We start from the raw sequence: 13,323 nt of genomic DNA, 5'->3' as shown, positions 1-13,323 counted from the left end.
GGTGATCCGTGGAGGCCCTCTCTACGCCTGTCCCCTGCTGGGGAGTCGGCGGCGTTCAGTCCTTCTGATCTTCAGCGATCAGAGAGGGAAGATCAGAACGGCCAGTTGACGCGGCCGGAGATGAAAGACACGAAGTTGCGCATGATGAACCTTTCAAGCGAGGTTGTTCGGGGTTACATGCATAGTCAACCGCAGGAAAGTTTTCAGGTCAAGCAGTAAATTTCGTGACATTCTGGCGTACTGTTTGACAATACCGTCTGGATGAAAGGTCTACCGTGAGCTCTAAATTTGGTGAGAAGTTGCGCAGGGCGCGTCAGGACTTGCGCATGACCCAGGCCCAGTTGGGCCACGGCAAGTACTCCACGAGCTACGTCTCGTTGCTGGAGACCGGCAGCCGCGAGCCCACCGCCGAGATCATCACCGAGCTCTCGCACCGCTTGGGGATCGAACGCGACGTCATGGAGGCCTGGAATACGCCGGTTTCTCCGGACGAGGCTGAGTTTGTGCTCCTGGAGCACCGCGCCAGGCAGTCCTTCGCCGCCCACGATTACGAGGACGCCAGGGCCACCGCACACGAGGCCGCTGGGATTGCGCAGGGCATGAAAAACTCCAGCGCCTGGTGGAACATGGCCTTCCTCGAGGCAGAGGCTCTGCGCGAGTTGAGGGACGGGGACGCCTTCTTGCACATGGCAGAGGAGGTGCTCAACCACCCGCTCACGGACGAATCTTCTGCCCTGAAAGTCCGCGCAGAAACTCTCGTGTCAAACGCATATCTCATCATCGGGCGCCTTCACATCGCCGTGGAGCACGCTCTGCGGGGGGTGGAGCAGGGCAAGGAAGCCCTGCCGCCCACCTCCATCATCGCCCTCTCAGCGCAGTTTGCGCTGGTGGCCTCCCTGGCTGAGTCCGGCCAGCTCGACGACGCGTGGCTGGCGTGCCTTGACCTGTCCGCTGCCGCGGACGGGGACATCCCGGACCAGGCCGCGGGCAACGCCCACTGGGTGATTGGCAACGTGGCCTTCCGCAAGCAGAACGTCAGCGAGGGGCTGCGCCATCACGACCTAGCGGCGGAGCTGCTGCGCCCGGCCTCAGATATTGAGCTGTGGACGCGCTTTAACAAGGCCAGCGCCGCGGCCCGCATGACCGCGGGCATCGTGGAGCCAAGCACCTTGGCGTGCATTGAGCGCGCGGAGCAGGCCCAAGCCGTCATCGGAGCGACCATGGCAGAGGACCTGGAGCTGCAGATCATCCGCGCCCAATGGGAGCAGCTCAACGGGCGCCCCGAGGAGGCGCTGGAGCTGCTGCTGCCGGTGCGCCGCGAGGGCGAGGCGCTCTCCTACCCGGTGCGCGGCGAGTTGGAGTTGCTGGTGGCCCGCTGCCTGCAGATCACGGGCGAGGCCGCGCAGTCCTTGGAGCACCTGGAACTGGCACGGGAACACTTCTCCGCGGCCGGCGCCACGGACCGCGCCGCGCTGGCGCTGGAGCTCACCACGCAGGCGCGCGCGGCCCTGCGCTAGGAACACGTTCGCCTGAAGTTGAGGGGGTGGGGTTCACGGAGTTCAGCTCCGCGGACCCCGCCCCCTTCACGTCAGTACAGCATCCGCTCAGGCGGTAAACGTGCGTCCGGTCAGGCGCTCGTACGCCTCCACATAGCGGGCGCGGGTGCGCTCCACCACGTCCGCAGGCAGCGCGGGGGGCTCCTGGCCGGAGTCCTTGTCCCACCCGGATTCGGGCGAGGTGAGCCAGTCCCGCACATACTGCTTATCAAAGGAAGGCTGCGCCTGGCCCGGCTGGTACAGCTGCGCGTCCCAGAAGCGCGAGGAGTCCGGGGTGAGCACCTCATCCCCCAGCGTGACGGTGCCGGTGACCGGGTCCAGCCCAAACTCCACCTTGGTGTCCGCCAGGATCACGCCGCGCTCACGCGCGATGGCCTCGGCCGCCGTGTAGACCTGCAACGTCAGCTCGCTCAGCTGCTCGGAGAGCGGGAGCCCCACGCGCTGGGCCATCTCCTCAAAGGTGATGTTCTCATCGTGCTCGCCCACCTCCGCCTTGGCACTTGGTGTGAAGATCGCGGGGTCAAGGCGGGAGCCGTCCACCAGCCCTGCAGGCAGCGGCTGGGCGGACACGGTGCCGTCCACCCGGTACTCGGCCAGGCCGGAGCCGGTCAGGTAGCCGCGCGCGATGCACTCGATGGGGTACATCTCCAGGCGCTTGCACACCATGGCGCGCCCGCGCACCGCCTCGGGGACGTCCGTGGAGATGACGTGGTTGGGAATCCCGGCCAGCTGCTCAAACCACCACAGCGAGAGCTGGGTCAGCACGGCGCCCTTGTCCGGAATCTGGGTGGAGAGCACCCGGTCATAGGCACTGATGCGATCCGAGGCCACCACCAGCACGCGGTCAGTGATGGCCGGGTCCTGCGGCTCATACAGGTCCCGCACCTTGCCGGAGTACACGTGCCGCCATCCCGGCAACGCCGGCGCGGCGGTCTGGACACCGCGGGCCGCCTTCAGCGCGATGTCCGTTCGGTGCTGGGAGCCCTCAAGGCGAATGCGCCCCACGCCCGCATAGGCCAGCTCCCGCGCGGCCCCAAGATCCTGGCCCAGCGCCACCACGGCGAGCACACGCCCGCCGGCGCTGACCAACTCGCCGGCCGCGTTAGTGGCCGTTCCCGCGTGAAGCACGCTCACGGCGTCGAGCGCTTCCGCGTCCTCAACGCCAGTGATCACGTCCCCGGTGCGGACTGTGCCCGGGTAGCCGTGGGAGGCCAGCACCACGGCGACGGCGGTGCGCTCGTCCCAGCGCAGCGGACCCACCGTGTCCAACTCGCCGCGGGCGGCGGCGCGCAGCACGCGCCCCAGTGGCGTCTTCAGCCGCGCCAGGACCGGCTGCGTCTCTGGGTCGCCAAAGCGGGCATTGAATTCGATGACGCGCAGGCCGCGGCTCGTGAGAGCAAGCCCGCAATAGAGCACCCCAACAAACGGGGTGCCGCGGCGGGCCATGGCGCGCAGGGTGGGCATGGCGACGCGCTCCATGACCTCGTCAACAAAGCCCTCGGGCAACCAGTTGAGCGGGGTGTAGGCGCCCATGCCGCCGGTGTTGGGGCCCTGGTCATGATCAAAGATGCGCTTAAAGTCCTGAGCCGGGGAGAGAGCCACGGCGTTGGTGCCATCCGCCAGCACAAAGACGGAGACCTCAGGCCCGTCCAGGAACTCCTCAATCACCACGGTGCCGCCGGCGGCGAAACACGCCTCGGCATGGGCCAGCGCCTCTGCGCGGTCCGAGGTCACGACCACGCCCTTGCCCGCGGCAAGGCCATCGTCCTTGACCACGTGCGGGGCGCCAAAGCTATCCAGCGCGTCCGCGGCCTCCTCGGCGTTGGTGGCGATGCGAGCCATGGCCGTGGGAACCTCCGCCTCCGCCATGATCTGCTTGGCGAAAGCCTTGGACGCCTCCAGCTTGGCGGCCTCCTTGGACGGGCCAAAGACGTCAAAACCCGCCTCGCGCAGCGCGTCAGCCACGCCAGCGGCCAGGGGGGCCTCCGGGCCAACCACCACCAGGTCAACGGCCAGCTCGCGCGCCAGCGCGGTGGCTGCCACCGGGTCGCTGGTATTGAGGGGATGGAGCCTCACCTCTGCGCCGATGCCCGCGTTACCGGGTGCTGCGTGCACCTCGGTGACAGACGGATCTGCAAGCAGGGAACGGACTAGGGCATGTTCGCGGCCGCCGGGGCCAATCACGAGGACCTTCACGAGCACCAACCCTACCGGGCGCCATGCTCCTAGACTGGGCCCATGACGCACCCCATTTCTCTTTCCGACGTTGTTGAGCTGGCCACCGTTGATCGCAACGGCGTCATCGAATCCCGCCACTTTGGCGCCCTGGCCGTGGTGGACCGTGACGGCACACTCGTGGCCTCCCTGGGTGACCCGGAGGCCATGATCTATGCCCGCTCCACCCTGAAGCCCTTCCAGGCCATCGCCTCCCTGCGCGCCGGCGCCGAGCTGGACCAGGAGGCCCTGGCGCTGGCCTGTGCCTCCCACGTGGGCTCCGAGCGCCACCAGAACCTGGCCGCGCGCATGCTCGCGGACACGGGCCTGAGCGAGTCTGACCTGCGCTGCCCCACGGCCTGGCCGCAGGAGACGGCGGCCTACCAGGAGCGCCTGCGCCAGGGGCTTGGCCAGAATCACCTGGCCTTTAACTGCTCCGGCAAGCACGCCGGGTTCCTGAGCGCCTGCGTGGCCTCCGGCTGGGACACCGAGACCTACCTTGACCCGCAGCACCCCCTGCAGCTCTCCGTCATGGCCGCCGTGGAGGAGTTCTCTGGCGCCCCCATCGGCAACATTGCCATTGACGGGTGCGGCGCCCCGGTCCCGCAGATGCCGCTGGTTGGCCTGGCCCGTGCGGTGGCCGGCCTGCTGCGCCTGGCAGCGGACGACGCCGCCGGGCTGGGTTCAGCGGTCGGCGACCCGGTAGCGCGGATCGCCCCGGCCATGCTGGCCCACCCGTGGGCCGTGCAGGGCCAGGGCCTGGAGAACACCGTGGTCATGGAACGCCTCGGCGTGCTCTCCAAGCTGGGTGCGGAGGGTGTGCTGATCCTCGGCGCCCCGGACGGCAGCGCGCTGGCCCTGAAGATGCTGGATGGCCAGTCGCGCGCCAACACGGTGGTGGGGCTCAACGCCCTGGCCGCCCTAGGCATCCTGAGCCAGGACGCCGTGGATTCGGTGCTGGAAGAGGTCATCAAGCCCATCCTTGGCGGCGGCGAGCCCGTGGGCGCCATCCTGCCCACTCCGGCCGTGACCTCGCTGCGCGCCGCGGGGAACTGAGGCGCGGCGGTGGCGGTCAAGCGGCGCATCGACGCGGCGACGGGCGGCGAGGCGGTGCGGGCCTGGAAAGCGGCCGACGACGCTGCGCTGCCACGTCCCGTGCTCGCCACCGCTGTGCGGTACCTGCTCGAGGAGCTCTCTGAGGTCGCGGAGGGCAACTCGGTTGAAGTGCGGGTGCCGCCCTTCGGCGTGACCCAATGCATTCCCGGCCCGCGCCACACCCGCGGCACCCCACCCAACGTGATCGAGATGGACGCGGCGACCTGGCTGGGACTGGCCACCGGGCGCCTGAGCTGGGCAGACGCCGTCGGGCAGTCCCGCCTGACCGCCTCTGGAACCCGGGCGGATCTGAGCGAGGTCCTGCCGCTTGCGGCGGCGCGATAGAATCTAGTCATGACCTCCCCCGTTTCCGGTCCCCACCCCGAGACGCCTGTGACACGGCCCACCGCGGTGGACCTACGGGTCCGCACGGCACCCAAGATCTTCCCCTTCCTCGGCGCTGGCTTTGTGCTTGCCGCCTTGGTGGCGCTGATCGCCGCCTGGTTCTCCCACGCCTCCCTGGTTGAGGCTGCTGCGGGGGGCCCGGTGGAATTCAGCTTCCTGGCGGTCTTTGGGTTCTTCCTGGTGACCTTTGGGGTGGTGGGTGTGGGCGTAGGAGCCCTGGCCTTCCTCCTCACGGACAGGGTGGGGCGCCGGCGCGAACGCACGGTGCACGTGGTCATGGAACCAGTGGACGATTCCACATCTGACGCGTGAGAGGATAAACACCATGGCGCGCGGCGACGGACTGCTCAACCACGACATTCTTCCCTTTGAGAAGGGGCCGCAAGACGAATGCGGTGTTTTTGGGGTCTGGGCCCCCGGTGAGGACGTCGCCAAACTGGCGTATTACGGCCTCTATGCCCTGCAGCACCGCGGCCAGGAGTCCGCGGGCATCGCCACCAGCGATGGCGAGCGCATCAACGTCTACAAGGACATGGGACTGGTGTCCCAGGTCTTTGACGAGAACACCCTCAACGCCATGACCGGGCACATCGCCGTGGGTCACTGCCGCTACTCCACCACCGGCGTCAACAAGTGGGCCAACGCCCAGCCCACCCTTGGCCCCACCACCTCTGGCACCGTGGCCCTGGCGCACAACGGCAACCTGACCAACTCCAAGATGTTGGCCCGCATGGTCACCGATCGGCACGGAAACTTCCCGGCCGGAGAGATTGCCCAGGGCAACACCACGGACACCGCGCTGGTCACCTCCCTGCTCAACGACCCGGCCTCCACCTCCCTGGAGGACACCGCGTTGGAGCTGCTGCCCCAGATCCGCGGCGCCTTCTGCTTTGTCTTCATGAACGAGTCAACGCTGTACGCAGCCCGCGACCCGCAGGGCGTGCGCCCGCTGGTGCTTGGCCGCCTGGAACGCGGCTGGGTGGTGGCCTCGGAGCAGGCCGCACTGGCCACCGTCGGCGCCTCCGTGATCCGCGAGATTGAGCCCGGCGAGTTCATCGCCATTGACTCCCACGGCATCCGCTCCACACGCTTTGCCGAGGCCAAGCCGGCCGGCTGCGTCTTTGAGTACGTCTACCTGGCCCGCCCGGACGCCACCATCAACGGGCGCTCCGTCTACGAGTCCCGCGTGGAGATGGGCCGCCAGCTGGCCCGCGAGAACCACGCGGACGCGGACATCGTGATCCCGGTGCCAGAATCCGGCACGCCCGCCGCCATTGGCTACGCGGAGGAATCCGGCATCCCCTTCACCCACGGCTTCGTGAAGAACGCCTACGTGGGGCGCACCTTCATCCAGCCCTCAGAGACGCTGCGCAACCTGGGCATCAAGCTCAAGCTCAACGCCCTTGAATCCGTGATCCGCGGCAAGCGCGTGGTGGTGGTTGACGACTCGATTGTGCGCGGCAACACCCAGCGCGCCGTGGTGCGGATGCTGCGCGAGGCCGGCGCCGCAGAGGTGCACATCAAGATCTCCTCTCCTCCGGTCAAGTGGCCCTGCTTCTACGGCATCGACTTCGCCACCCGCGCTGAACTGATCGCCAACGGCGCGGCCGTGGATCAGATCGCCACCTCCATTGGCGCCGATTCGCTGGCATACATCAGCGAGGACGGCATGATCGGTGCCACGCAGCAGCCGCGCGAGCGCCTGTGCACGGCCTGCTTCACCGGCGTGTACCCCATTGAGCTCCCCGACTCAGAGGACCTGGGCAAGGATCTGCTGGAGCGCGCCCCCGCCCGCTCCGGTTGCGAGCCCGGCCCGGACGCCGAGCTGGGCGCGCACCTCACGCCCGCCGATCAGGTCCCTGCCGATCAGGTCCCTGCCGATCACGCGCAGGCCTCCGCCTGAGTCCCCGTTTTCCCGTCACACCGCATTCCGCCTCTCACGCCACTCGCCGCATCAGCCGGTCCCCGGAAGGAACCCCACGAGGATGAGCATTCAGCCAGAGCAGCCCACCGGCATCACCTACGCCGAGGCAGGCGTGGACGTGGAGGCGGGTGATCGCGCCGTCGAACTCATGAAGGCCTCCATCAAGGCCACGCACGGGCCCCAGGTGCTGGGCGGGGTGGGGGGCTTTGCTGGCCTGTATGACGCCTCGGCGTTGCTGAGCTACAAGCGCCCGCTGCTGGCCACCAGCACGGACGGCGTGGGCACCAAGGTCGCCATTGCGCAGGCCATGGACAAGCACGACACCATCGGCTTTGACCTGGTGGGCATGGTGGTGGACGACATCGTGGTGGTGGGCGCAGAGCCGCTGGTCATGACGGACTACATCGCCACGGGCAAGGTGGTTCCGGAGCGCATCGCCGCGATCGTCTCTGGCATCGCGGCCGCCTGCCAGGAGGCAGGCACGGCGCTGGTGGGCGGCGAGACCGCCGAGCACCCCGGCCTGCTTGGCGTGGACGAGTACGACGTGGCCGGCGCGGCCACCGGCGTGGTGGAGGCGGACGCACTGCTGGGCCCCGAGCGGGTCCGCGAGGGCGACGTGGTCATCGCCATGGCCTCCTCCGGCCTGCACTCCAACGGCTACTCCCTGGTCCGCCGCGTGATCAACCACGCCGGCTGGGCCCTGGATCGTGAGGTCTCAGAGCTGGGCCGCACGCTGGGCGAGGAACTGCTGGAGCCCACCAAGGTCTACGCGGGCGACTGCCTAGACCTGATGCGCTTCCTCAACACCACCCCCTCCGCCGGCGTGGCCCCGCTGCACGGCTTCAGCCACATCACCGGCGGCGGCTTTGCCGCCAACCTGGCCCGCGTGCTCCCCACCGGCCTGGCGGCCACCGTGGACCGCGGCACCTGGGAACTCCCGCCCATCTTCCGCCTGGTCTCCCAGCTGGGCAATGTGCCCCAGGCCGACCTGGAGCGCACGCTCAACGTCGGCGTGGGCATGGTGGCGATCGTGGAGGCTTCCCAAGCCGACGCCGCGATTGAGCGCCTCGCCGCCCGCGGCACCGCCGCGTGGGTGGCCGGCAACGTCACGTCCCGCACCGAGGAGATCATGAACGATCCCGAGACGGTGCAGGGTGCCAAGGGCGTGGACGGCGGCGCGGTGCGCCTGGTGGGCTCCTACGCAGGCTAGGCACGGACCGCCAGGGCTACGGACTGCCAGGGCTATAGCCCCCGACGCCGCAGCGCGGCGTCGACCTCCTCCAGTGCCGGGGTGACCTGGGTGCGCCACAGGACATCCACCTTGGCGTCTGCGCGCCCAGGGCCCCCGTTGATGACGGCGCTGCGCTTACCCTTCCCCGCGGCGTCGAGCACAAAACGGTAGCCGCTCATGACCGCAAGCGAGGAGCCCACCACGAGCAGGGAACGCGAGGCGTCCTTCAGCGCATCCGCGGCCGCGTGGACCGCCGCCGGGACGTTCTCGCCGAAGTAGACCACGGAGGGCTTGAGGCGATCGGAGCCGCAGACCTCGCAGCGCACGGTGTGAAAGCGCGCCACGGTGGCCGCGTCAAGGCTCACGTCACCATCCGCATTGATCTGCTCATCCCCCAGTTCCACCGACTCGCGGTAGCCGGGGTTGGCCGCCTCCAGGCGCTCGTCGAAGTGTTCGCGTGGCTCCTGTGTGTCGCAGTCAAGGCAGCTGACGGAGCGCATGTCCCCGTGCAGAGTAATCACGTCACGCGCGCCGGCCGCGGTGTGCAGGCCGTCCACGTTCTGAGTGATGATGCCGCTGGCCAGGCCGCGGCGCTGCCAGTCCGCGATCACGGCGTGGCCCAGGTTGGGACGCGCCTGCGCCATGCGATGCGTTCCAACAAAACCGCGGGCCCAATAGCGCTGGCGGGCGGCCGGGTCAGCCTGAAACTCCTGGAAGGTCATGGGCCTGGATCGGCGCAGCGAGCCGTTGGGGCCGCGGTAGTCCGGAATGCCGGAGTCCGTGGAGACGCCAGCGCCCGTGAGGATCAGCACGCCGCCAGCGGCCAGCTGCTCGGTGACGGCCTGAAGCGCCAGCGCCGGGTCGGTGGGCTCCGCCGTGTGCTCGACGACGCGGTCCAGGCTGCGCAGGGCGGCGCGGTGGGCGGCGGTGAGGGTCGGGTCGGCAAACTGCGGCTGTGGATCGTGGCGGCTTGGCACTGCGTCTCCCTTTGCGAGCAGGTGAACCGGGTACGCGTGAGGGCCGCCCGGGTGACCCGGGCGGCCCTCACGCGTACGAGCGGGATGCTGACTCAGCCGTGTTTGGCCTCGTCCTCATCCTCTCCGGCATACTTCTTGTCATAATCCGCGTACGGATCGTCGTCGTAGGTTTCTTCTTCCCTGTCCGACGGCACGCTCGGCAGATCATGAATGCCGCCGAGCTCGCGCTCAAGGGCATGCAGATCGGTACCCGGGGAGTAGTACTTCATCTCCCGGGCCTGCCGCGTAGCTTTTGCCTTCTGACGGCCGCGCCCCATGGCGTGACCCCCTTTATCGCTCGACATCAGGGCAAGTCCCTCACGCTCAGGCGAGAGAGGCACCGATGGATGTGTCCAATTATTCCGTGGTTCCAGCCTACACGTTATGGCCGGGGTGCCGGGTCACGGGGCTCCGAAACCCCGGCTCTCCCGTTGCGCCTAGAGCTGACCGCGCTCTACCGTGAGCCCCTGCGCGGGATCCGTGGAGACATCCACCACCACTTCCTCGCCATCCAGGATCTGCCCGGAGAGCAGGGACTTGGCCAGACGGTCGCCAATCTCGCGCTGCACCAGGCGGCGCAACGGCCGGGCACCGTAGGCGGGGTCGTAGCCGGTGAGCGCCAGCCACTCGCGGGCCGCGTCGGTGACGGTGAGCCGCAGACGCCGGTCCTGGAGGCGCTGCTGCAGGCTCACCACGTTCAGATCCACGATGTGGCCCAAGTCCTCCAGGGAGAGCGGATCAAACATGATCACGTCGTCAAGGCGGTTCAGGAACTCCGGCTTGAAGGCGGCGTTGACCACGGCCATGACGGCCTCCCGACGGGCCGAATCCTCCAGGGTCTGGTCCACGAGGAACTGCGAGCCCAGGTTGGAGGTCATCACCAAGATCACGTTACGAAAATCCACCGTGCGGCCCTGGCCATCCGTCAGCCGGCCGTCGTCCAGCACCTGCAGCAGGATGTCAAAGACCTCCGGGTGGGCCTTCTCCACCTCATCCAGCAGCACCACGGAGTACGGGCGGCGCCGCACGGCCTCCGTGAGCTGGCCGCCCTCGTCGTAGCCCACGTATCCGGGAGGGGCACCCACCAAGCGGGAGACCGCGTGCTTCTCCGAGTACTCGCTCATGTCGATGCGAACCATGGCGCGTGGGTCATCAAAGAGGAAGTCCGCCAGTGACTTGGCCAGCTCCGTCTTGCCCACACCGGTGGGGCCAAGGAAGAGGAAGGAGCCGGTGGGGCGGTTGGGATCCGCCAGGCCCGCTCGCGAGCGGCGCACTGCGTCTGAGACGGCACCCACGGCCTTCTTCTGGCCAATGAGGTGCTCACCCAGCTGTGCCTCCATGTTCAGCAGCTTCTGGCTCTCCCCCTCCAGCATGCGCCCGGCCGGGATGCCGGTCCACGCGGAGATCACCTCGGCGATGTCATCCGCAGTGACCTCATCGGAAACCATGCGCTCGGTGTTGTCCTCTGCCACGTTCTGATCCGCCTGGGCAATCTGCGCCTCCACCTGGGGAATCTCGCCGTAGAGGATGCGGCTTGCCTCGCCAAGGTCGCCGTTGCGCTGGGCCATCTCCGCCTGGCTGCGCAGCTCATCCAGGGTGGCGCGCAAGTCACCGGAGCTGTTCAGGGATGCCTTCTCCGCCTCCCAGCGTGCGGTCAGCCCGGCCAGCTCCTCCTTCTCATCCGCCATGTCCTGGCGCAACACGGCCAGGCGCTCCACCGAGGCGGGGTCGGTCTCCCCGCTGAGGGCCAGCTCCTCCATGGTCATGCGGTCCACGTTGCGGCGGAGCACGTCGATCTCCTCCGGTGCGGAGTCAATCTCCATGCGCAGCCGCGAGGCGGCCTCATCCACCAGGTCAATGGCCTTGTCCGGGAGCTGCCGCCCCGTGATGTAGCGATCCGAGAGGGCGGCGGCCGCCACCAGGGCGTTGTCCGCGATGCCCACCTTGTGGTGGGCCTCGTAGCGCTCCTTCAGGCCGCGCAGGATCGCGATGGAGTCATCCACGGTGGGCTCGCCGACGTAGACCTGCTGGAAGCGACGCTCCAGCGCCGGGTCCTTCTCGATGTTCTCGCGGTACTCGTCCAAGGTGGTGGCGCCGATCAGGCGCAGCTCGCCGCGGGCCAGCATGGGCTTGAGCATATTGCCCGCGTCCATGGACCCCTCGGAGGCGCCCGCGCCCACCACGGTGTGGATCTCGTCGATGAAGGTGACGATCTGCCCGTCCGAATCCTTGATCTCCTGGAGCACGGCCTTGAGGCGCTCCTCAAACTCGCCGCGGTACTTGGCCCCGGCGATCATGGATCCCAGGTCAAGGGAGATGAGGCGCTTGCCGCGCAGGGACTCCGGCACGTCACCGGCCACCATGCGCTGGGCCAGGCCCTCCACCACCGCGGTCTTGCCCACGCCCGGCTCGCCGATGATGACGGGGTTGTTTTTTGTCCTGCGGGAGAGGACCTGGATCACGCGGCGGATCTCCTGATCGCGCCCAATGACGGGGTCCAGATCGCCGGAGGCGGCCACCTGGGTCAGGTCCGTGCCGTACTTCTCCAGGGCCTGGAAGCTGCCCTCCGGGTCGGCGGTGTCCACCTTGCGGGAGCCGCGCACGCTGGGGATGGCCGCGTTGAGCGCCTCCACCGATGCCCCGGCCTCACGCAGGACGTTCCCGGCCCGGCCGGCGTCCGCGGCCAGACCAATGAGCAGGTGCTCCGTGGAAACGAAGGTGTCCCCGTTGCGCTCGGCGGCCTGCTGGGCTGCCGTCACCACCTGCAAAATGGCGCGCGAGTACTGGGCCTGCGCCACGGAGGTGCCACTGGAGGAGGGCAGGGTCTTGATGGCACTGGACGCCTGCACGGACACCGAATCCGGGTCCGCCCCAGTGGCCTTCAGCAACGCGACCGCCACCGACTCCCGCTGGTCCATCAGCGCCTTGAGGAGGTGCACCGGCTCCACCTGGGGCTGGCCCGCGGTGGAGGCGTTCATGCCAGCGGCAGAGAGTGCCTCTTGGCTCTTGCTCGTAAATTTGGCGTCCACGCTCGTCCTTTCGTGAATAAACTTGAGTCTAGTTTACTCAACTCTGGGCGGGAGGGGATTATTCCGCCCACCGGCGGACCACCGGGTGAGAAGCTACACCGCGACCAGAGTCAGATACGCCATGCCAAGCACACCTCGGTACCCCTTGAGGTAGCCCTCTCGTTGGTCCTGCAGCTGCTCGCGCACCGCGACTGCTTCCGGATGGTCCGCCGGGTGCGTCTGGAGCCAGCGCTCCAGACGGCCCACAAACCCTGCCTCAAAATCGTCCCACTCCTCCAGGCTGGCGACCTGGGCTGCCGTCACCGTGAAGCCGTGTGCTTGCGCCACGCAGACCATCCCCTCCACCTGAAGGTACTCGTCGTCGCGCCCGCTCAGGACGGAGGTGGCCGCGGGCGTCGGGGCGCTGGACCACATGGCTTCGCCGTACACGAGCCGCCCGCCGGGGCGCATGAGACCACGCAATGCGGCGAGCGCAGCGGCATAGTCGAGTGGCTGCGCCGCCTCCACCGGCAGCCCCCACACCTGGGATGCGCCGATGCAGATCACGGCGTCGAAGGTCCCTTCAAGGTGGCGCGCGTCGCGAGCCTCAAAGGACACCCGGCCCTCCAAGCCCCGGGTGGCGGCGCGCCGCCGGGCTTCCACAAGGCGCTCAGGCTCCAGGTCCACCCCCAGCCCCATCGCTTGAGGCGTCCGAGCCATGGTCTGCATCAAGAGCTCACCCCAACCGCACCCGATGTCCAGCACGGTGGCGGGCTGCGCGTCGGCGATGAACCGGGCCAGCGCCGCGGCCCGTTCGTCCGAGAGCGGGGAGAGGAAGGTCAGGTCTTGGTACAACGGCGGCAACTGCAGCATG

Annotated in this window: 11 protein-coding genes; 6 read left to right on the top strand and 5 right to left on the bottom strand. The window is 68.4% G+C overall.

What is annotated here, in order from left to right; all coding sequences use genetic code 11:
- Window positions 1-275 precede the first annotated feature (275 nt).
- Window positions 276-1,517: a helix-turn-helix domain-containing protein gene (locus tag DWQ67_RS00125; protein WP_147433569.1), complete on the top strand. Its 1,242-nt coding sequence runs from the start codon at window positions 276-278 to the stop codon at window positions 1,515-1,517.
- 87 nt (window positions 1,518-1,604) lie between these two features.
- On the opposite strand, the gene purD is transcribed toward DWQ67_RS00125, so the two are convergent.
- Window positions 1,605-3,752 carry a phosphoribosylamine--glycine ligase gene (gene purD, locus DWQ67_RS00120; protein ID WP_121484190.1) on the bottom strand — a complete coding sequence of 716 codons (2,148 nt, stop codon included), beginning with the start codon at window positions 3,750-3,752 and terminating at the stop codon, window positions 1,605-1,607.
- Window positions 3,753-3,794: 42 nt separating this feature from the next.
- On the opposite strand from purD, the gene DWQ67_RS00115 reads away from it, so the two are divergent.
- The 5 genes from DWQ67_RS00115 (at window position 3,795) to purM (ending at window position 8,404) form a co-directional block, all read left to right on the top strand.
- Window positions 3,795-4,826, top strand: a complete 1,032-nt coding sequence (locus tag DWQ67_RS00115) for an asparaginase (protein WP_121483575.1) — start codon at window positions 3,795-3,797, stop codon at window positions 4,824-4,826.
- A 9-nt stretch (window positions 4,827-4,835) separates the two neighbouring features.
- The gene (locus DWQ67_RS00110; RefSeq protein WP_121483574.1) at window positions 4,836-5,210 is read left to right on the top strand and encodes a sterol carrier family protein; all 375 of its coding nucleotides are present in this window, start codon (window positions 4,836-4,838) and stop codon (window positions 5,208-5,210) included.
- Between the two features lie 9 nt (window positions 5,211-5,219).
- Window positions 5,220-5,582: a hypothetical protein gene (locus DWQ67_RS00105; RefSeq protein WP_121483573.1), complete on the top strand. Its 363-nt coding sequence runs from the start codon at window positions 5,220-5,222 to the stop codon at window positions 5,580-5,582.
- A 13-nt stretch (window positions 5,583-5,595) separates the two neighbouring features.
- Window positions 5,596-7,173, top strand: a complete 1,578-nt coding sequence (gene purF / locus DWQ67_RS00100) for an amidophosphoribosyltransferase (RefSeq protein WP_121483572.1) — start codon at window positions 5,596-5,598, stop codon at window positions 7,171-7,173.
- Window positions 7,174-7,255: 82 nt separating this feature from the next.
- Window positions 7,256-8,404: a phosphoribosylformylglycinamidine cyclo-ligase gene (purM, locus tag DWQ67_RS00095; RefSeq protein ID WP_121483571.1), complete on the top strand. Its 1,149-nt coding sequence runs from the start codon at window positions 7,256-7,258 to the stop codon at window positions 8,402-8,404.
- Between the two features lie 32 nt (window positions 8,405-8,436).
- Here purM and DWQ67_RS00090 read toward each other — a convergent pair whose 3' ends face one another.
- From DWQ67_RS00090 to DWQ67_RS00075, 4 genes are all read right to left on the bottom strand, one after another.
- Window positions 8,437-9,402: a Sir2 family NAD-dependent protein deacetylase gene (locus DWQ67_RS00090; protein ID WP_121483570.1), complete on the bottom strand. Its 966-nt coding sequence runs from the start codon at window positions 9,400-9,402 to the stop codon at window positions 8,437-8,439.
- Between the two features lie 92 nt (window positions 9,403-9,494).
- The gene (locus DWQ67_RS00085; RefSeq protein WP_121483569.1) at window positions 9,495-9,719 is read right to left on the bottom strand and encodes a DUF3073 domain-containing protein; all 225 of its coding nucleotides are present in this window, start codon (window positions 9,717-9,719) and stop codon (window positions 9,495-9,497) included.
- A gap of 159 nt (window positions 9,720-9,878) precedes the next feature.
- On the bottom strand, window positions 9,879-12,470 hold the full coding sequence (clpB, locus tag DWQ67_RS00080; RefSeq protein WP_121483568.1) for an ATP-dependent chaperone ClpB: 2,592 nt from the start codon (window positions 12,468-12,470) through the stop codon (window positions 9,879-9,881).
- 93 nt (window positions 12,471-12,563) lie between these two features.
- Window positions 12,564-13,322 carry an SAM-dependent methyltransferase gene (locus DWQ67_RS00075; RefSeq protein ID WP_158595313.1) on the bottom strand — a complete coding sequence of 253 codons (759 nt, stop codon included), beginning with the start codon at window positions 13,320-13,322 and terminating at the stop codon, window positions 12,564-12,566.
- Between the last annotated feature and the right edge of the window lies 1 nt (window position 13,323).

The sequence above is a fragment of the Galactobacter caseinivorans genome (assembly GCF_003640665.1).
GTDB lineage: Bacteria > Actinomycetota > Actinomycetes > Actinomycetales > Micrococcaceae > Galactobacter > Galactobacter caseinivorans.
This window is presented reverse-complemented; position numbering and strand designations above follow the sequence as displayed.